Here is an 18,924-nt window from a genome sequence, read left to right as displayed (position 1 = left end):
GCATGATGCGTCGATTCCCGCACTATGTCTGACATAGTGCGGGAATCGACGCATCATGCGAGAACGAGCAGGCGGGCCGCGGGGGCGAGGGTCGGTCGGCGACACTGAAGGATGCACCTGACCGGTTTTGTCAGAGGGGCCTCGTAACATCGTCTTGGCAGAGTGGAAATCCGAACTTCCACGCAAAAGGTGGCGAAAGGGGACGGCGTGGCTTCACCGAGTTTCGACGGTGCATCGCTCGAGTCCGGGGGTTGTGTGACGGAACCCCTGTTCGATTACGAACCTGAACCGTTGGCGTTGTTCTCGGTGAAACCGGTAGTCGCGCCCCCGGTAGTCGCACCCGTGGTGGCCAATACCACTGATCGGACCGGCGACGCAGAACCCGAAGCTGGGCTAGCCCATCAAGTGACGTTCCTCCACACCGCGGATTGGCAACTCGGGATGACGCGCCACTTCCTGGCTGGGGAGGCGCAGCACACCTACAACGCCGCTCGTGAAGACGCTGTTATTCGCATCGGAGAACTCGCGCGGACCACAAGCGCCGAGTTTGTGGTGGTGTGCGGTGACGTCTTCGACGATCCGCGCGTCTCCACCCGCATTATTCGTCGAACGCTCGCCGCCCTCGGGGAATACCCGGTGCCGGTGTACCTGTTGCCGGGCAACCACGATCCACTCGACGCCACCAGCGTCTACCGCTCAAAAGACTTCACCGCCAATTGCCCCGACAACGTCGTGGTCCTCGACAAAGCTGGAGTTGTCCGGGTCCGTGACGGCGTCAGCCTTGTCGCCGCCCCCTGGACAACTAAGCGCCCGCTGTCCGACCTTGTCAACGACCAAGTCGCTTCGCTCGCGGCCTCCGACGACATCCGGATCGTCGTCGGACACGGCGGCGTCGATGCCCTCAGCCCCAACGATGATCCCTCCACGGTCGGGGCAGCCACCCTCGACGTTGCGGTTGCCGCAGAACTCGTCGACTACGTCGCCCTCGGCGACCGTCACTCGGTCACTTCGGTAGGCGACTCCGGACGGATCTGGTACTCCGGTGCCCCGGAAGTCACCGCCTTCGACCACGTGGAGCATGCGCCAGGCAACGTCCTCGAGGTCACGCTCGCACGCGGCACCACCTCAACTGTCAATGTCACCCCACATCGAGTGGGACAGTGGGCTTTCCGCACCATCCGTGACGACATGAATGGGCCCGAAGACATCGCTCGCCTGCGTGAAACGCTGTCCGCAGTCGACGAAAAGTCGCGCACCGTGGTGCAGATTTCCTTAGTCGGCACCGTCAGCGTCGCAGACAATGTCGCGCTTAATGATCTGCTGGAAGAGTTCGGTGACCGCTTCGCCGCCTTGAAGATTTGGGAACGGCACCATGACCTCACCGTCGTCTCCGACCCTTCGGATATCACTGCACTCGACCTCGGTGGCTATGCGGCGCAGGCGGCAGCCGAGCTCGCAGAGCGCGCAAGCGCGGATTCCGCTGACGCCGCCGATGCGGCTGCGGCACGATCGGCTCTCGGTTTGCTGTACCGACTTTCGGGAGCGGCGCGATGAGACTGCACCGACTGCGCGTTGAGAACTTCCGCGGCGTCGCTTCTCGAGAGATTGAATTTGCCGATGCCGGCGTCACGGTGATCGAGGGCGACAATGAGGCAGGGAAGTCGTCGATGATGGAAGCCTTCGACCTCCTGTTGACGACGCAAGCCAGCAGCAAATCGAAGAATGTGCGGGCTGTGCAACCGTCGGGCCGTGACGTCGGAACCGGAATCTGGGCCGAAATTTCTTGCGGCCCTTGGCGGTTCGAGTACTTCAAACGGTTCAACCGGCAGCCGGAAACCTCGCTCACAATCCTTGAGCCGGCTCGCGAGCAGTTGGCAGGACGCGAAGCGCACGAGCGAGTGGAACAGATCTTCGCCGAATCGCTCGACAAGACGTTGTTCGGGGCGCTGCGACTGCTGCAGTCGGCAGACCCGAAACTCGGCGATCTCGCGAATAGTTCGGCGCTGTCGCAAGCCCTTGACCATGCTGCGGGACAAGCCGAATCGGACTCCGACGGCGGTGAGTCGCCGCAAATGCTGGAGCTCGCCGCTGCAGTGACGACTGAGTACAAGAAGTACTTCACGCTGGCGCAGGGCCGCCCGACCGGTGAACTCGCTGACGCACAAGCCGCTGCGGCATCCGCGGCCAGGCAGGTTGCCGAACGGGAGGAGATCCTGAAGGGCGTGCAGGACGCCGCAGACCGACTTCCGCGCGTTGCCGAGTCGATTAGGCAACTCCTTGTTGATGAGCAGCAGCGCGACGTCGACGCGTCGACGGCGAGCGCAGCGCTCACGGAGGCGGAAGCTGTCGGGGAGAAGGCGACGGCCGCCCGCGCGATTGTCGAGACTAAGGCGATGGTGCATAAGCAGGCGCTCGCCGCGGTGACGGCCAGGGAACATGCGCGTGCCCGCCTGTCGAAACTTCGTGCCTCGGCCGAGGCCAATGCAGTGGCAATCGCTGAGGCGCGGAAACACGCTGGGGTTTCCACGAAGCAGGCGGAGGCGCTCGCTGCCGAACTAGCAACGTCGCAGGCGGCCCTTGCGAGTATGCGAACCGATCTCGCTGCGGCCGAAGCGGCCTCCCGGATTGCCGCCGATCGGGCACGGTTGGCTCGTCTGGATCAGACGCTGGCCGAAGTTGGGCGTCTCCGGACCGAACTCACATCGGCTCAGCATCAAGTTGCGGCAATTGTGGTGACCGATGATGATGTTCGGCTCGCGGCGGCACTCGATCGGGACCTCACGGCACTTACTGCCCGGCTCGACGCCGCCACCGCGACCGTCTCGGTGACTCGTCTCGGCACCACCGATGTGTTGATCGGTGGCGACACCATTGACCATCGGCGGGAGGTGTCCGCTGCGGATGTGACGGTCATCGAGGTTCCTGGAGTTGCTCGTATCGAGGTGCTGCCGGGCGCGGATTCGGCAGTTCTGGCGACCGAACTCGCCGGTTTGCGGGAACGTGAGGAAGCACTGCTGGCCCGCTGCGGGCTCAAGAGTCTCGCGGAAGTTGCGCCAGCGGCGAATCGTCGCGCGGAAGCGGTACGTCAGATCGCTGAAGCCGAGCGGGCGATTGCCCGCGAGCTTGGCGGTACGCGTACCGAAGATTTGGAGAAGCAGCGGCTCGACATTGTCGGACGCCTCCCCGAACCGAGCGACGAGGCGGCTGGTGACCCCGTCGAACTGCGGCGCGCTGAGCGTGAGCTCGCAGACCTGATTGCGCAGGCAGATCGTCGGCGCGATGCCCTGATCGCATCGGCAAGCGAACAGACCTTGCGGGCGACGACCCTGGAGGAGTCCGGAGTTCGCAGCGTTGAGGAGGCGGCCGCACTCAGTGCGGAAATCGATTCTGCTGCTGCGGAGGCCTCTGACGAGATGCTCGTCGAACGCGTGGTGCAGGCGCAAACTGACCTTGACGCTGCCACCGCCGTGCTGGCGAAGGTACGTGAGCAATTGGCGAAGCTGAACTTGAATGGCTTGCGCGGGGCGCTGAGTGAAGCGGAGGCGGCACAGACACGCGTTCGGCAGCAGTTGGCCGAACAAAAGCGTTTGCAGACGGAGCTGTCGACGCGGCTCGATGTGTGTCGGGCCGATGGCAGGCTCGATGAACTTTCCGATGCCGTTGCCGAAAATGATGCTGCCTCAGCGCAATTGAAACGAGTGTCAGAGCGGGCGGCAGGCGCCCGAGTGCTTCACGAGACCCTGCAGCGCAAGCGGAACGAGTCACGCGCGCGCTATGTCGATCCCTTCACCGATCGCCTCGAGGAGTTGGCTGGTCCGGTGTTCGGTGACGATGTGAAGTTCGGGGTCGACGATGATTTTGTGATCTCGACGCGGACGCTCGATGGCGTCACCGTTGATGTTGACGCACTTTCCGGCGGCGCCAAAGAGCAGCTTGGCCTGTTGGCGCGCTTGGCCTGTGCGACCTTGGTTGACGAGGCCGACGGCGTTCCATTAATTCTCGACGATGCGTTGGGTTACACCGACCCGACGCGACTGGCGTCCATGGCGCAGGTTCTGGGAACTTCCGGGGGTGACGCGCAGATCATTGTCTTGACCTGCACACCCGACCGGTATCGAGATGTGGTCGGGGCCAAGCTGATCGCAGTCTGACGGGAAACTGCGCCCCGGTGTTGGGCGCGGGCGAGCAGGTGCGCTAATGTTGCTCTCGCCCAATGAGCCCCCCTAGCTCAGGGGATAGAGCGTCTGCCTCCGGAGCAGAAGGTCGTAGGTTCGAATCCTACGGGGGGCACAAAGTGAAGCCGCTGGCCAGGACTGTTTTCAGTCCTGGCCAGCGGCTTTCGTGCCAGATGCGTGCCCAATCGTTGCGTCACGGAACTTCGCTGCACGCATCTGGGGAGCGAAAGCTCAACTGAGATTTGGCTCTCGAGGGTGTCACCGGGCGCGTGTACAGTTTCGTCCCAGGTGTATGACGGTCGATACTTGAATTATCCCTAGGACTATTACCGTTGTTAGGAATGCATGAATAAGAAGCGGAGCGCTCTTTCTCCCAGGCTTGAAAGAATTGATCTCGATCATATTGTTGACAGCGAAATCGACCGACTTGAGCCGCATGAGAGTTACGACAGTGAAAGATTTACTGCCTTCGACCTGAGTGATCGAGACCTCACGGGAACGGCCTTCACCGAATGTGAATTTCGGGACCTCTCCGCTGACAATGCGGATTTTCTTGCCGCAAGCTTTGTTGATACCAGACTCGACGGTTTGAACTCGCCAAGGTTCCAGGCGTCCAGGTCGCGGCTTCGGAACGTGGAAATCAATGGCTCGCGTCTTGGTTCAGTAGAGTTTTATGAAGCCCGTTGGCAATCAGTGCACCTCAGTGACTCTAAGGTCAGCTACATTAACTTGCGTTTTGCCGAACTGACGGACGTGCTTTTCTCTGATTGCATCATCGACGAACTCGACATGAGGGGCGCGAAAGCAAATCGAGTTTCATTCGTCAACACCACCGTAAATAGTCTCGATTTCAGCGAGTCAAAGCTGCAGAACGTCGACTTGCGGACGCTCGAATTGCGTAGAATTTCCGGAGGTGCGGAAAGCTTGAAAGGGGTAACGATGACGCCATTTCAGGCGAGTGAGCTAGCACCGGTCTTCGCTGAGTATTTCGGAATTACCCTCATCGAGGATGAGGCCAGCGGCCAACGCGGTCGCTAGTGCGACCCGCGGCCACACAACAACTACGGTCGCGGCGGTATGGGCCGGATGCGTCGGCGTTCCAAAACTGTGGAGTCCGGCTCGGTGAAGCCGAACTGCTTGTACAAGCCGTGGGCGTCGTCGGTGTGCAGCAGCCAGCGGAAATGTGCGCCGGGGCCTCGCTCGATCATCTCGTCGACCAACTTCTTGCCCAACCCGTGCCCGCGCGCGGCCGGGACGACGAATACGTCGCAGAGGTAGGCGACCGTGACACCGTCCGAAATCGCCCGAGCGAAAGCCACGAATTCACCGGTAGTGGAGTCGGTACAACCGACCACGCGCCATGAACCATCTATGGAATCCCGAATATCGGTGACGCTGCGCCACTGACCCCAATAGGCGTCGTTCGACAGGAACCTGATGATGACGTCGATATCGAGGCGATCGCGGTCGGAGGAGAACTCGAAGCGGTCGTCGACCTTGATGGGCTCGGGCAACTCTGCAGTCATGCCGTTCAGTATCGGTGATATATCCAGCGCCGGGTCGGGAGAAGACGCAAAAGCCGGGACGGTACGACCGTCCCGGCTTCAGCGTTGGTGAAGAAAGCTACTTGATAACTTCGGGCTTGCTGTCGCCGGCCTGGGCGCGGTCGGCGCGCGGCTGGCTCATCAGGTAGCGCTCGCGGGAATCGTCGAGTTCGTTGATCCACGGGGTGTGGTGGATCAACGACGGGGTTCCCGTCATGACTGACGTGTACGCCTGGTCGCGGTAGGTCAGGATGTTCTTCTTCTTGTCGGCCTTCCACGACAGGAAGATCCGGACGACTTCGTCGAGATCAAACATCGGGTAGTCCGTGGCCTCGATCAGGTCGCGAATGTAATCGGCCTGGAACTGGACGGCGGCGGCATCATCGTCGACGGTGGCGTAACGGTCCGACCACTCGGTGATACTCGCGGCGCGCTCGTTAGTGCTTGGCATGGCGATCCGACCAAGGATGAGGTCGCGGACAAACCATGCTTGTGCATCGAACATGTTGAAGGTGAACCACTGGTCCTGGGCGCCCAAGTAGTGCAGCTTGGGGTTTTGTTGCCAGGTGACGCCGCGGTACAAGCCTTCGGGGTACAGGTTGTTCGGCGAGTTCAGGTGGAGGTCGCGAGGCAGGAACGGGTAGTGGTGCAGGTAGCCGGTGCACAGGATCATGGCGTCAAATTCGCGTGCCGTGCCGTCGGCGAATGTTGCGATGGTTCCGTCGATCTGGCAAACCTGCGGCTTCTCTTCGACGCTCTCTGGCCACGCAAAGCCCTGCGGTTGCGACCGGTAGCTCATCGTGACCTGACGGGCACCCATCTTGTGCGACTGGATGCCGATGTCCTCGGCGGAGTACGAACCGCCGATGATGAGCAGCCGTTGCCCAGCGAAGCGTTCGGCTCCGCGGAATTCGTGTGCATGAATGACTTCGCCGGGGAACGATTCAATTCCGTCGATGTCGGGCATGTTAGGAACAGTGAAGTGCCCCGTAGCCACGATGACTTCGTCGAAGATTTCGACATGGGAAGTCTTTTCGCGGAGGTTGTCAATTGTGAGAGTGAATTGCTGTGAAGCGTCATCGAATTCAACACGTCGAACGGCGTGTGCGAAACGGACGCTTTCCTTTACTCCCGAACTCGACGCACGACCGTTAATGTAGTCCCATAGAACCTCGCGGGGAGGGTATGACGATATGGGGCGACCGAAGTGCTCGTCGAAGGTGTATTCGGCGAATTCCAGGGCTTCTTTCGGGCCGTTCGACCACAGATTTCGATACATGCTGGAGTGGACCGGTTCGCCGTAGACGTCGGTTCCCGTGCGCCACGTGAAGTTCCACTGGCCGCCCCAATCATCCTGCTTTTCGTAGCAGACGATTTCCGGGATGTCCGAGCCTGTGCGCTGGGCTGAGTTGAATGCGCGCAGAGCGGCCATACCGCTCGGTCCCGCTCCAATAATGGCGACTCGATTAGACGTTTTCAATATTCAAACCTTTCATTGGCGGCGATTCCCTAGTGGGCGCCCTCGCCAACTCCACTTCTATCGCCGTAGATGGACGGTAGTTTAGAACTCGAAAATTTCGGCGATACCAACCCACGATGGTGAATTATTCGACTTATGTCAAACTCGCCACAAGGAGTCAAATTGACCTGGTATACTGGAAAGTCGCACTTGCGCAAATCGGTGTTGTTTGATTCCAAATCTTCGTCAGTGTGCGTGAGGGTTTTCGAGCAGATAATCTCGAGCGCATGACAGGTGACTCCTTAGACGCACAGCACGCGCGGACACTCAATCGCGACACCGTAATGTGCGTCTCGCTTGCGGCGCGACCGTCGAATATTGGGACTCGGTTCCACAACTACCTGTACAACCAACTCGGCTTGAACTTCGTCTACAAAGCCTTCGCCCCGGCCGACATCGCGGGTGCGGTAGCCGGGATCCGCGGTCTGCCGCTTCGCGGCGCCGCCGTGTCGATGCCGTACAAGGAAGCCGTCATTGAACTTGTCGACGTAATGGAACGCTCGGCCGCCGCGATCGAGTCGGTCAACACCATCGTCAACGACGACGGTGTCTTGCGCGCCTACAACACCGACTACCAAGCCGTTGCGGACCTGCTGACAGCGTCCTCGTTCGATCGCTCGGCAGCGGTGGCTGTCGCGGGTAGTGGGGGAATGGCAAAAGCTGTCGTTGCGGCGTTACGTGATACCGGTTTCCTGAACGTCACGGTGGTGGCCCGTAATCCGACCGCCGGCGCGGCACTCGCGGCAAAGTATGGGTTTGTTCATACCGCTGATCTTGGGTTGGCGCGTCCGACAATCCTGGTCAATGCCACTCCGGTTGGCATGGCGGATGGACCCGCCGCCGACAGTTTCCCGTTCCCGGCCGACGTGGTCGACGTCGCTTCCGGTTGCTTGGACGTGGTGGCGATGCCGCCGGAAACCCCGCTGGTCCGGGCGATGCGGGCCCGCGGTGTTGAGACGATCAGTGGTGATGCAGTGATTGCTGGCCAAGCGGCGGCACAGTTCACGCTGTACACGGGAATCACACCGACGCCCGACCAGATCCGCGAAGCATCGGAGTATTCGCGTGCCTGAGGGCGTCAAGGTCCTCGCCTTCGACACCTTCGGCACCGTCTCCGACTGGCACTCCGGTGTGAGTTCGGTACTGGCCCGGGTGTTTCCGGAGATTGATTCGTCGCAGTTGGCTCGCGACTGGCGCCGCACGTACGGCCCGATCCTGGCGGAAGTAGAGAACGGCACGCGGCCCTGGACACTGCTCGACGACCTTCACCGCGAGACGCTCGATCGACTGCTGCGGGCACAGCACGGAACTGTCGCGACGCAGACTCAACTCGACCGCGCAGTGCACGCCTGGCACATGCTGCCCGGCTGGCCTGACTCCACGGAGGGGCTGCACCGGTTGAAGGCACACTTCACCATTAGCGCACTGAGTAACGGCAACGTCGCGCTACTGAATGAGATGGCCAAGACCAGTGACTTCCCCTGGGATTTCATCGGGGGCTCCGACCTCTGGCGGCACTACAAGCCAGCGGGCGAGGTGTACCTCGGACTGGCACGACTGCTTCAGGTGGAACCGGCCGAAGTCATGATGGTCGCCACCCACACCGCGGACTTGGAGGCTGCGCGGAGCTTCGGCCTCCAGACCGCCTACGTTGAGCGCCCGACGGAATGGGGGCCGGAGCCTAAATTGGTTTCGCGAGATCCAGCCGACCGCTTCCACGTCCACAGCATTGTCGAACTGGCCGAGCTGCTTGGTTGTTAGGCACCCATCGTTGTCGTCGCGCGTGCGCCAGCCGTATTGGCTAGGGTCAACCGCTGGGCGGCGGACAAATGCCAGTTCGCGGCCAGTGTCCCGGTGAAGGCGTCACCGGCGCCGGTGGTGTCGACGACATCGACGGTCTGCCCGTCCACCTGCATCGACCCGGATGCCCACCGCATCCTTGCTCCACGACTGCCGAGAGTGGTCACCACGGTCGGCACGCGAGCCAATACTTCGGTGAGGGCGGCTTCTTCGGTTTCGTTGACGACTGCGGCATCGATCAACGACCACAGTTCGTCCGGTACCTCCCGCACGGGCGATGGATTCAGCACGACCACCGTCCCTGCCGCGCGTGCGGTTCGGGCGGCATCGAGGACGACCGGCGGAGGAATCTCTAGCTGCAGGAGCAGGACGTCGGATGCAGCGATGAGGTTGCGGTCAGCCGGGCTCAGCGCAAGTTCGGCGTTTGCCCCGGGTACGACGGCGATCATGTTTTCGCCGGATCCGTCGACGGTGATGGCGGCGACGCCGGTTGGTCCGGAAACCGTCGCGAGGTGTGTCGTGACGCCTGCGTCCCGGAGGGCCGTTCCAGCGGTGGTGGCGGCAGCGTCGTCACCGACGGCACCGATAAAGGACACCTCGGCACCAGCCATCGATGCCGCCCGAGCCTGGTTGGCTCCCTTGCCTCCCGGCCCGAAATGTACGTCGATCCCCGCGAGAGTCTCGCCGGGATCGGGAAATCGCTCGCACCGGGTGATGACGTCGAGATTGATACTGCCGACCACGACAACGGAAGTCATGGGCTAACCGTAGCGACAGGCACGCCGGTCGCCATTACGCTTGCCCGTATGACGCAGATCCGCCCGTTCCTCATGTTTCAGGGGGCCGTAGCCGCCTCCGCGATCGACCTGTACCTGACTGCGTTCCCCGACGGCCGCGTCGTGTCCTCGCAGCCGCATCCGGACCCGTCACAGGGGATCATGCTGGCCGAACTGGAATTAGCGGGTCAGAAAATCCTGGTCTCCGACAGCGCCGTCGACCACGCCTTCGACTTCACGCCGTCGAGTTCACTGTTCGTTGACGTGACCGAGCGCGACGAGTTGGAACGTCTCGTCGAGCTGCTCGGTGAGGGCGGCGGAGTGCTGATGCCGCTTGGGGACTACGGCTTCTCGCAAGCCTTCGCCTGGGTTAACGACCGGTTCGGTGTCTCGTGGCAACTCAACCTGCAGTGACGCCGCATCCCCCGATTGTCGCGAACCGCCCTGCGGACAATAGAATATGTTCCTGTGACTCCCACTGAACTTGCTGCTCTGCTTCGCGCTGCGACGCAGAAGGTTTTCTCGGCTCATGACCTCGACTTGTCGCTGATTCCGGAAACCGTGGTGGTGGAGCGTCCGCGCAGTCCCGAGCACGGGGATTACGCGACCAACCTGGCCCTCCAACTCGGCAAACGCGCCGGTGTCAATCCTCGCGAATTGGCGACGTGGTTGGCCGCAGAGTTTGAAGCAGATCCGGGTATCGATTCGGCAGAAATTGCTGGACCGGGCTTTGTGAACCTGCGCTTGGCTGCGGCCGCGCAGAACCAGACCGTGGCGACCGTTCTCAACAAACGCGAGGCCTATGGCCGCGGAGACGAGCTTGCCGCGCTGAACGTGAACCTGGAGTTCGTGTCGGCCAACCCGACGGGCCCCATCCACCTCGGCGGCACACGCTGGGCGGCGGTCGGCGATGCCCTGGGCCGCGTGCTGTCAGCTCGCGGAGCGCAGGTCACCCGCGAGTACTACTTCAACGACCACGGCGAGCAAATCAACCGCTTCGCGAACTCCCTTATCGCTGCGGCGAAGGGCGAGCCGACCCCGGAGGACGGCTACGCGGGTCAGTACATTGATGAGATCGCCGCAACTGTCGTCGAGAAGATTCCCGGCATTCTCGATCTCCCGGTCGACGACGCGCGCGAGGCTTTCCGCGCCGAGGGCGTCGAGTTGATGTTCAGTCACATCAAAAGCACCCTGCACGAGTTCGGCACCGACTTCGACGTCTACACGCACGAGAACTCGATGTTCGACCGTGGCCTCGTCGACGAAGCGATCGCCGAACTCAAGGCCAGCGACAACCTGTACGAAGCCGACGGTGCCTGGTGGCTGCGGTCGACGAAGTACGGCGACGACAAGGATCGCGTCGTCATCAAGAGCGACGGCAACCACGCCTATATTGCGGGCGACATCGCCTACCTGCGTGACAAGCACCAGCGCGGCGCCAACCACCTGATTTACATGCTGGGTGCCGATCATCACGGCTATGTGGTGCGGCTTAAGGCCGCCGCCGCTGCGCTCGGGTACAACCCGGATGCCGTGGAGATCCTGATCGGGCAGATGGTGAACCTCGTCAAGGACGGGAAGCCGGTCCGCATGTCGAAGCGCGCGGGGACCGTCATTACGCTCGACGACCTCGTCGACGCCGTCGGTGTGGACGCCGCCCGCTACGCGCTGATCCGGTCGTCGATCGACGTCAACATCGATATTGACCTGGACCTGCTTCGGAAGCAGTCATCCGACAACCCCGTTTACTACGTGCAGTACGCCCATGCACGACTGTCGGCTTTGGCACGACACGCTGCGGAGTTGGGCCTCACGCTGAGCACCGAGCATTTGGATCTGCTCGACGATCCATCCGAAGGCGACCTGATCCGCACGATCGGCGACTTCTCCGAGGTCGTTGCGACAGCCGCGGAACTGCGCGAGCCGCATCGCATTTCGCGCTACCTTGAATCCCTCGCTGGTACCTACCACCGGTTCTACGCCAAGTGCCGGGTGTTGCCGCAGGGCGACGAGGAACTTGCCGACATTCACGCCGCACGACTGGCGCTGTGCGAGGCGACCCGCCAGGTGCTCGCCAACGGTCTCGCGCTGGTCGGCGTCAGTGCGCCCGAAAAGATGTAATGGCGACCCGAAGAAAGTTTCGTGAACGAGTCCTTATCCAGAACGTGATGCAGGAGCGTATGTGATGGCACACCCCGCAGGCCCTCGGCATGCCGAGATCCTTGCCGCCCCGCATCTGGCGGAGCGGCCCAATCAGCCCGAAGAGCTGTCTCGAATTCCGGAGAAGGTATATCCGCGCGGAACTACCCGGAACGACGACGGCGTTGTCGTGATCGGCGGCGTCCCGGTCGATCAGCTCGCTGCCGAGTACCAAACACCGTTGTTCATCTACGACGAGGCGGACTTCCGTTCGCGGTGCGCCGACATGAAGAACGCGTTTGGCCCGTACGGTCGCGTGCATTACGCCTCCAAGGCCTTCTTGACGTCGCAGGTCGCGAAGTGGATTGAGTCCGAAGGGCTGTCGCTCGACGTGTGCTCCGGCGGCGAACTCGCGATCGCTTTGCACGCGGGGTTCCCGGCCGAACGCATCGCCTTGCACGGCAACAACAAAGCCGAAAACGAGCTGATTGCCGCCCTGGAAGCCGGTGTCGGTGACATCGTGCTCGACTCGATGATCGAGATTGAACGACTCAACCGTCTCGCCGGCGAGCGGGGCTTGGTCGCGGACGTGCTGGTGCGCGTCACACCGGGCGTTGAGGCGCACACGCACGAGTTCATCTCGACCGCACACGAGGACCAGAAGTTCGGTTTCGCTCTCGCCGGCGGCAAGGCGATGGACGCGGTCCGCGCCGTTTTCGCCACCGAGAACCTCCGACTCGTCGGTCTGCACAGCCATATCGGTTCGCAGATCTTTGAGATTGATGGGTTCGAGCTCGCCGCACGCCGGGTCCTCGGACTGCTGGCTGAAGTCGTCGAAGAGTTCGGCGTCGAGAAGACCCGTCAGCTTAAGATCCTCGACCTCGGCGGAGGACTGGGAATCTCGTACCTGGAGAGCGACGACCCGCCGCCGGTGAGCGTGCTCGCCGAAGCGCTCGCCGAGATTGTCCGCAAGGAGAGTGAGGCCCTCGACCTCCCCATGCCGACCATCGCTGTGGAACCTGGCCGCGGCATCGCCGGACCGGCCGGGGTCACCCTGTATCGCGTTGGAACGATCAAAGACGTCGCCCTCGACGGCAGCACCGTTCGACGCTACGTGTCGGTCGATGGCGGGATGAGCGACAACATTCGTACCGTGCTGTACGACGCCGAATATGACGTCCGGCTGGCTTCGCGAGTTTCGACGGCCAAAGCCGTGGTTTGCCGGGTGGTGGGCAAGCACTGCGAGAGCGGCGATATCGTTATCCGCGACTGCTGGCTGCCGGAAGACCTGGCACCGGGCGATCTGCTCGTGGTGGGTGCAACCGGCGCTTACTGCTATTCCATGTCGAGTCGCTACAACATGGTGCCGCGTGCAGCGGTTGCGACAGTGAACGACGGCCAGTCACGTCTCATGCTGAGGCGCGAAACGGTTGAGGACTTCTTAAGCCTGGAGATGGAGCCGCAATGAACGAATCATCGCGTCCGATCGGCGTAGCCGTATTGGGCATGGGCAATGTCGGCACCGAGGTTGTCCGGATTCTCAGCGAGAAGGCCGACGACCTGCGCGCCCGCGTGGGAGCACCGCTGCAATTGCGCGGCGTCGCCGTCCGCGACCTGAGTGTTGCCCGCGACGGCATCGATTCCGCCCTGCTGACCGACGATCCGGCCGAACTGATCAGCCGGGACGACGTCGACATGGTCGTTGAACTGATCGGCGGCATCGAGCCGGCCCGCAGTCTCATCTTGGCGGCGCTGGAGTCGGGGAAGTCGGTCGTCACCGCCAACAAGGCGCTGATTGCCGCACACTCCGGCGAACTGTCGAAGGCCGCCGAAGAGCATCGAGTTGACCTGTACTTCGAGGCCGCCGTCGCCGGGGCCATCCCGGTGATCCGCCCGCTGACGCAGTCGCTCGCGGGCGATTCGGTGAACCGCGTGGCGGGGATCGTCAACGGCACCACAAACTTCATTCTTTCTGAGATGGACGAGACTGGCGCAAGCTACGGCAAGGTGCTCGCCGAGGCGGGCCGCCTCGGTTACGCCGAAGCCGATCCGACTGCCGACGTTGAGGGCTACGACGCCGCATCGAAGGCGGCGATCCTGGCCTCGATCGCCTTCCATTCGCGCGTCACCGCGTCGGATGTGTACCGCGAAGGCATCACCAAGATCACCTCGAAGGATTTGGACGCGGCGAAGAAATTCGACTGCACCATCAAACTCCTGGCGATCTGCGAACGCATCCAGACGCCCGAGGGGGAAAAGATCTCGGCGCGCGTCTACCCGGCCCTCGTGCCGCTGGAGCATCCGCTTGCCACGGTCAACGGCGCATTCAACGCCGTGGCTGTGGAAGCCGAGAATGCTGGTCGCCTCATGTTCTATGGGCAGGGTGCCGGAGGCGCGCCCACCGCATCGGCTGTCCTTGGTGACCTGGTGATGGCTGCCCGCAACCGCGTCTACCACGGTCGCGGCCCGCTGGAGTCCACCTACGCATCGCTACCGATCGCATCGATCGACGAGGTGCCGACCCGCTACTACGTGTCGATGAAGGTCGCCGATAAGCCGGGTGTCCTGCAGCAGGTCGCGGGCGAGTTCTCCAAACGCGATGTCAGCATTGCCGCCGTCCGACAGGAAGGTGCAGGCGACAACGCCCGCCTGATTGTCGTTACTCATCGCGCATCCGACCGCGCACAGTCGGAAACAGTTGCTGCACTTGAACAGATGGACTCCGTACTGAAGGTGTCCAGCGTGCTCCGCTTGGAGGGAACCGATGACTAACACCCAGTACCACCCCGTTCACCGTGGATGGCCCGGCTTGATCGAGGCTTACCGCGATCGCATGCCGGTCCGCGACGGTTGGAAGATCGTCACCCTGCTTGAAGGTGCGACGCCGCTCGTGGCGGCCCCTGTGCTGTCGGAGATCACCGGCTGCGAGGTGTACCTGAAGGTTGAGGGCCTCAACCCGACCGGTTCGTTCAAGGACCGCGGCATGACGATGGCGGTCACCAATGCGGTGAACAACGGCAAGAAGGCCGTGTTGTGTGCGTCGACCGGCAACACCTCGGCCTCGGCTGCCGCCTACGCCACCCGCGCAGGCATCACCTGCGCTGTCCTCATTCCGGAGGGCAAGATCGCGATGGGCAAACTGGCCCAGGCCGTGATGCACGGCGCCAAGGTGATCCAGGTGCAGGGCAACTTCGACGACTGTCTGGAACTGGCCCGCAAGGTTACCTCCGACTACCCGGAGATTGAACTCGTCAACTCGGTCAACCCGGCGCGCATCGAGGGGCAGAAGACGGCGGCGTTTGAGATCGTTGACGTCCTCGGTAAGGCGCCCGACGTTCACGCGCTGCCGGTCGGCAACGCTGGCAACATCACCGCGTACTGGAAGGGCTACCGCGAGTACCACGCGGACGGCATCATCGATTCGCTGCCGCGCATGCTTGGCGTGCAGGCTGCCGGTGCCGCACCGCTGGTGAACGGTGCGCCGGTCAGCGACCCGGAGACGATCGCTACGGCTATCCGCATCGGCTCGCCGGCCAGTTGGAACCAGGCCGTCGCCGCCAAGGACGAGTCGGGCGGCATGTTCCGCGCGGCCACCGACGAGAAGATCCTCGAGGCGTACAAGCTGGTGGCAGGCCAGGAAGGCGTCTTCGTTGAGCCTGCGTCGGCAGCATCGGTTGCCGGGCTCCTCGCCTCGCACGAAGAAGGCTGGGTGAAGCCGGGTGAGACCGTCGTCTGCACCGTCACCGGCAATGGTTTGAAAGACCCCGATACCGCGCTTCTCGGCATGCCGAAGGTCGATGCAATCGAGGTCGACCCCGTTGCGGTTGCCACCGCGCTGGGCGTGAACTAACACGTGGAAGCGGCCATGACCTCACGCGCGAACATTGGCGCACCCAACGCGGAACATGTACTGCCGGTTGGGCTTTCGATTCGAGTGCGGGTACCTGCCTCGAGCGCTAACCTCGGCCCGGGTTTCGACTGCCTCGGTCTTGCCCTGTCGATCTACGACGAGGTCACCGTCACCGTCACCGACGGTGACGCCAATGGTGGCATCACGGTCGACGTGACCGGCGAAGCGGCGGGGCAGGTGCCGCTCGACGGCACCCACCTGGTGGCGCGCGCAGTTGTTTGCGGTCTGACGGCCGCAGGTGTTGCCGTTCCGGGGTTCCACCTGGAATGCGTCAACGCGATCCCGCATTCGCGCGGGCTGGGGTCATCGGCTGCCGCCGTGGTCGGTGGATTGGCCGCCGCGTCGGCGCTCGTCGAAGCTGGCGGTCGTGGGGGATTGACCGCCGAACAATTGGTTCAGCTCTCGAGTGAATTCGAGGGTCACCCCGATAATGCCGCCGCCTCCGTGTTGGGCTCGGCGGTCGTGACGTGGTCGAACGGTGCCAGCGAGTTCTTCGCGCGCCGCCTTGATGTCCACGCGTCGATTCTGGCGACCGTGTTTGTTCCAGACTTTGAGTCGTCGACCGAGGCCACGCGCGGTTTGCTTCCCGCCGAGGTTCCGCGCGCCGATGCGGTGTTCAACGTTTCCCGTGCCGCACTCGGCGTGGTGGCATTGACGATGGATCCGAGCACGCTGACTGATGCCACCCAGGACCGACTGCATCAGGATTACCGTGCTGAGGCGCTCCCGGACACGACCAGCTTGGTTCATTCGTTGCGGGATCTCGGGCATGCCGCTACCGTTTCGGGTGCTGGGCCGTCGGTACTGGTCCTGGGCACTAATCCGCTCGGCGCGATCGAGGCCGAATTGGCGAATAGCCTCGGATTCACCATGATTTCGGTAGAAATTGCCGATGGTGTCGAGGTCATTTCCTAACTTCGACGCCGCCCGGTGGTACGCTCAAGATGCTTCCGCTAGATCTGACGGGCGTGTCTGATCTCCACCCGATTTCTCTGGCGAAGAAAACAATTTTGTTCCTCCGCTCATTCTGGGCGGGGGCCCCGGCATCTGAAACCGGGGAACGAAAGGAATTCCGTGACAGAAACGGATGTGCAGGCACCCAAGCGGGCCCGTACGGGACTTTCCGCGATGCTGCTTCCAGAACTTCGCTCGATGGCTGGCGATCTGGGTATCAAGGGCACCTCGGGGATGCGCAAGGGCGATCTGATCGATGTGATCCGAGCCCATCAACACGGTGGGAAGGCTGCGGGCAAGCCCGCAACCGCCAAGACCGAACCCGTACCGCAGCAGGCGAAGCAAGCCGACGCACCAAAGGCTGCAGCGTCGAAGGTCGAGGCCCCCAAGGCCGAAGCCCCGAAGACTGAGGCCCCCAAGGCTGCAGCTCCCAAGACTGAAGCCCCGAAGACTGAAGCCCCGAAGGCTGAAACTCGGAAGGCCGAGGCCCCCAAGACCGATGCGCCGAAGCAGCCCGAAAAGCATGCTGACCAGTCGCGCGACGATAAGCAGAGCCAGCAGCGCAACAGCGAGCAGCGCAACAGCGAGCAAGGCGGCGACGGCGAAGGCGGCGGACGTAACAACCGCAACCGCAACCGCAACAGGGACCGGGACCGCAACCAGGGCGAGAATCGGAATCAGGGTGAGAAGAACTCCGATTCCGGCGACCGCCAGAACCACCAGAACGACCGCCAGGGCAACCAGAACCAGGGCCAAAAGAACCAGGGTCAGGGCAATCAGGGCGGTCAGAACCAAAACCAGAACCGCGACCGCGATCGGGATGGCGATGATGACGGTGAAGGCGGCCGTCGTCGCGGACGTCGTTTCCGCGAGCGTCGTCGTGGACGTGACCGCGATGGCGGCGGCAATCCGAACGTAGGGGACACGCAGGTCAACGAGGGCGACGTCCTCGCGCCGGTCGCAGGCATCCTCGATGTCCTCGACAACTACGCATTCGTTCGTACTTCCGGTTACTTGGCCGGACCCAACGACGTCTATGTGTCGATGAACATGGTGCGCCGCAACGGCTTGCGTCGCGGCGACGCGCTCACCGGTGCGGTCAAGGTTCCGCGCGAGGGCGACAACCCGAACAATCAGCGCCAGAAGTTCAACCCGTTGGTCCGTCTCGACACGGTCAACGGTGGCGATGTCGAGGCAGCAAAGAATCGTCCCGACTTTGCGAAGCTGACGCCGCTATATCCGAACCAGCGCCTACGGTTGGAAACGACCGCTGAGCGACTGTCGACGCGCGTGATCGACTTGATCATGCCGATCGGTAAGGGGCAGCGTGCGCTGATCGTGTCGCCGCCGAAGGCCGGTAAGACGACGATCCTGCAGCACATCGCGAATGCGATCGCCACGAACAACCCCGAATGCCACCTGATGGTGGTCCTCATCGACGAGCGTCCCGAAGAAGTGACGGACATGCAGCGCTCGGTGAAGGGCGAGGTCATCGCCTCGACGTTCGACCGCCCGCCGACAGATCACACCAGCGTTGCCGAGCTCGCCATTGAGCGAGCAAAGCGGTTGGTCGAGGGCGGCCAGGACGTCGTTGTCCTGCTCGACTCGATCACGCGACTGGGCCGCGCCTACAACAATGCGTCGCCCGCGTCGGGTCGCATCCTCTCCGGTGGTGTCGACTCGCAGGCGCTGTACCCGCCGAAGCGTTTCTTGGGTGCCGCTCGCAACATCGAAAATGGCGGATCGCTGACGATCATTGCTTCGGCGCTGGTCGAGACCGGTTCAACCGGCGACACGGTGATCTTCGAGGAGTTCAAGGGCACGGGTAACGCCGAGCTCAAGCTCGATCGCAAGATCTCCGAACGCCGCGTGTTCCCGGCGGTCGATCTCAACCTGTCGAGTACCCGCAAGGACGAGTTGCTGCTGTCGCCGGACGAGTTCGCGATCGTCCACAAGCTCCGCCGCCTGCTGTCGGGTCTGGATTCTCAGGCTGCCATTGACTTGCTGGTGTCGCAGCTGAAGAAGACGCGCAGCAACGTCGAACTGCTGATGCAGGTGAGTAAGTCCGCCCCCGGTGGCCTCGACAACGACTGATCACAAACGCAAA

General features: G+C 62.6%; 15 protein-coding genes and 1 tRNA gene. 13 read left to right on the top strand and 3 right to left on the bottom strand.

Translation table 11 applies throughout. The features are described 5' to 3' along the window. Positions 1–207 precede the first annotated feature (207 nt). The 4 genes from AC1L34_RS08250 to AC1L34_RS08235 all read left to right on the top strand — a co-directional run bounded on the left by AC1L34_RS08250 (position 208) and on the right by AC1L34_RS08235 (position 5,213). Positions 208–1,554, top strand: a complete 1,347-nt coding sequence (locus AC1L34_RS08250) for a metallophosphoesterase family protein (RefSeq protein ID WP_424322669.1) — start codon at positions 208–210, stop codon at positions 1,552–1,554. Continuing rightward, positions 1,551–4,151, top strand: a complete 2,601-nt coding sequence (locus AC1L34_RS08245; RefSeq protein ID WP_480035269.1) for an AAA family ATPase — start codon at positions 1,551–1,553, stop codon at positions 4,149–4,151. The genes AC1L34_RS08250 and AC1L34_RS08245 overlap by 4 nt, the downstream gene beginning before the upstream one ends. Positions 4,152–4,217: 66 nt before the next feature. Next, positions 4,218–4,290, top strand: a tRNA-Arg gene (locus tag AC1L34_RS08240). Between the two features lie 230 nt (positions 4,291–4,520). Then, a complete protein-coding gene (locus AC1L34_RS08235; RefSeq protein WP_480035268.1) occupies positions 4,521–5,213 on the top strand; it encodes a pentapeptide repeat-containing protein in 693 nt (230 codons plus the stop codon). Between the two features lie 23 nt (positions 5,214–5,236). Here the strand turns inward: AC1L34_RS08235 and AC1L34_RS08230 are convergent, their stop codons facing one another. Together AC1L34_RS08230 and AC1L34_RS08225 are read right to left on the bottom strand one after the other, a co-directional pair. Further along, on the bottom strand, positions 5,237–5,701 hold the full coding sequence (locus AC1L34_RS08230) for a GNAT family N-acetyltransferase (RefSeq protein ID WP_424322724.1): 465 nt from the start codon (positions 5,699–5,701) through the stop codon (positions 5,237–5,239). A gap of 97 nt (positions 5,702–5,798) precedes the next feature. Further along, entirely contained in the window at positions 5,799–7,151 is a 1,353-nt protein-coding gene (locus AC1L34_RS08225) for an NAD(P)-binding domain-containing protein (RefSeq protein WP_480035267.1), read from the bottom strand. A gap of 314 nt (positions 7,152–7,465) precedes the next feature. Here AC1L34_RS08225 and AC1L34_RS08220 point away from each other — a divergent pair, with 314 nt between their 5' ends. Together AC1L34_RS08220 and AC1L34_RS08215 are read left to right on the top strand one after the other, a co-directional pair. After that, positions 7,466–8,311 carry a shikimate 5-dehydrogenase gene (locus AC1L34_RS08220; RefSeq protein ID WP_480035266.1) on the top strand — a complete coding sequence of 282 codons (846 nt, stop codon included), beginning with the start codon at positions 7,466–7,468 and terminating at the stop codon, positions 8,309–8,311. Further along, entirely contained in the window at positions 8,304–8,999 is a 696-nt protein-coding gene (locus AC1L34_RS08215; protein WP_424294617.1) for a haloacid dehalogenase type II, read from the top strand. The genes AC1L34_RS08220 and AC1L34_RS08215 overlap by 8 nt, the downstream gene beginning before the upstream one ends. Here the strand turns inward: AC1L34_RS08215 and AC1L34_RS08210 are convergent. Then, complete coding sequence (locus tag AC1L34_RS08210) at positions 8,996–9,796, bottom strand: ribokinase (protein WP_480035265.1); 801 nt, start codon at positions 9,794–9,796, stop codon at positions 8,996–8,998. The genes AC1L34_RS08215 and AC1L34_RS08210 overlap by 4 nt on opposite strands. 48 nt (positions 9,797–9,844) lie before the next feature. On the opposite strand from AC1L34_RS08210, the gene AC1L34_RS08205 reads away from it, so the two are divergent. The 7 genes from AC1L34_RS08205 (at position 9,845) to rho (ending at position 18,911) form a co-directional block, all read left to right on the top strand. Then, positions 9,845–10,228 (top strand): VOC family protein, encoded by a 384-nt coding sequence (locus AC1L34_RS08205; RefSeq protein WP_424294615.1) that lies wholly within the window; start codon positions 9,845–9,847, stop codon positions 10,226–10,228. Between the two features lie 54 nt (positions 10,229–10,282). Then, positions 10,283–11,935: an arginine--tRNA ligase gene (argS, locus tag AC1L34_RS08200; protein ID WP_424323365.1), complete on the top strand. Its 1,653-nt coding sequence runs from the start codon at positions 10,283–10,285 to the stop codon at positions 11,933–11,935. Between the two features lie 64 nt (positions 11,936–11,999). Next, the gene (lysA, locus tag AC1L34_RS08195) at positions 12,000–13,421 is read left to right on the top strand and encodes a diaminopimelate decarboxylase (RefSeq protein ID WP_424294613.1); all 1,422 of its coding nucleotides are present in this window, start codon (positions 12,000–12,002) and stop codon (positions 13,419–13,421) included. Continuing rightward, positions 13,418–14,725, top strand: coding sequence for a homoserine dehydrogenase (locus tag AC1L34_RS08190; RefSeq protein WP_424294612.1), 1,308 nt, complete (start codon positions 13,418–13,420; stop codon positions 14,723–14,725). Before lysA ends, AC1L34_RS08190 begins: the two co-directional genes overlap by 4 nt. After that, the gene (gene thrC / locus AC1L34_RS08185) at positions 14,718–15,803 is read left to right on the top strand and encodes a threonine synthase (protein ID WP_424294611.1); all 1,086 of its coding nucleotides are present in this window, start codon (positions 14,718–14,720) and stop codon (positions 15,801–15,803) included. The genes AC1L34_RS08190 and thrC overlap by 8 nt, the downstream gene beginning before the upstream one ends. A 15-nt stretch (positions 15,804–15,818) precedes the next feature. After that, a complete protein-coding gene (thrB, locus tag AC1L34_RS08180; RefSeq protein ID WP_424294610.1) occupies positions 15,819–16,778 on the top strand; it encodes a homoserine kinase in 960 nt (319 codons plus the stop codon). A gap of 213 nt (positions 16,779–16,991) precedes the next feature. After that, positions 16,992–18,911, top strand: a complete 1,920-nt coding sequence (rho, locus tag AC1L34_RS08175; protein WP_480035324.1) for a transcription termination factor Rho — start codon at positions 16,992–16,994, stop codon at positions 18,909–18,911. Positions 18,912–18,924 lie beyond the last annotated feature (13 nt).

The organism is Gordonia sp. 34D (assembly GCF_056682775.1).
The sequence above is the reverse complement of the archived record's forward strand: the minus strand, read 5'-3'. Positions and strand labels throughout refer to the sequence as shown.

What these genes read in the sequence shown, in the direction of transcription:
- AC1L34_RS08245 (WP_480035269.1), top strand. Translation starts at nt 1,551, where the DNA reads ATGAGACTGCACCGACTGCGCGTTGAGAACTTCCGCGGCGTCGCTTCT.
- AC1L34_RS08235 (WP_480035268.1), top strand. Translation starts at nt 4,521, where the DNA reads ATGAATAAGAAGCGGAGCGCTCTTTCTCCCAGGCTTGAAAGAATTGAT.
- AC1L34_RS08230 (WP_424322724.1), bottom strand. Translation starts at nt 5,701, where the DNA reads ATGACTGCAGAGTTGCCCGAGCCCATCAAGGTCGACGACCGCTTCGAG.
- AC1L34_RS08225 (WP_480035267.1), bottom strand. Translation starts at nt 7,151, where the DNA reads ATGGCCGCTCTGCGCGCATTCAACTCAGCCCAGCGCACAGGCTCGGAC.
- AC1L34_RS08220 (WP_480035266.1), top strand. Translation starts at nt 7,466, where the DNA reads ATGACAGGTGACTCCTTAGACGCACAGCACGCGCGGACACTCAATCGC.
- AC1L34_RS08210 (WP_480035265.1), bottom strand. Translation starts at nt 9,796, where the DNA reads ATGACTTCCGTTGTCGTGGTCGGCAGTATCAATCTCGACGTCATCACC.
- AC1L34_RS08205 (WP_424294615.1), top strand. Translation starts at nt 9,845, where the DNA reads ATGACGCAGATCCGCCCGTTCCTCATGTTTCAGGGGGCCGTAGCCGCC.
- lysA (WP_424294613.1), top strand. Translation starts at nt 12,000, where the DNA reads ATGGCACACCCCGCAGGCCCTCGGCATGCCGAGATCCTTGCCGCCCCG.
- AC1L34_RS08190 (WP_424294612.1), top strand. Translation starts at nt 13,418, where the DNA reads ATGAACGAATCATCGCGTCCGATCGGCGTAGCCGTATTGGGCATGGGC.
- thrC (WP_424294611.1), top strand. Translation starts at nt 14,718, where the DNA reads ATGACTAACACCCAGTACCACCCCGTTCACCGTGGATGGCCCGGCTTG.
- thrB (WP_424294610.1), top strand. Translation starts at nt 15,819, where the DNA reads ATGACCTCACGCGCGAACATTGGCGCACCCAACGCGGAACATGTACTG.
- rho (WP_480035324.1), top strand. Translation starts at nt 16,992, where the DNA reads ATGCTGCTTCCAGAACTTCGCTCGATGGCTGGCGATCTGGGTATCAAG.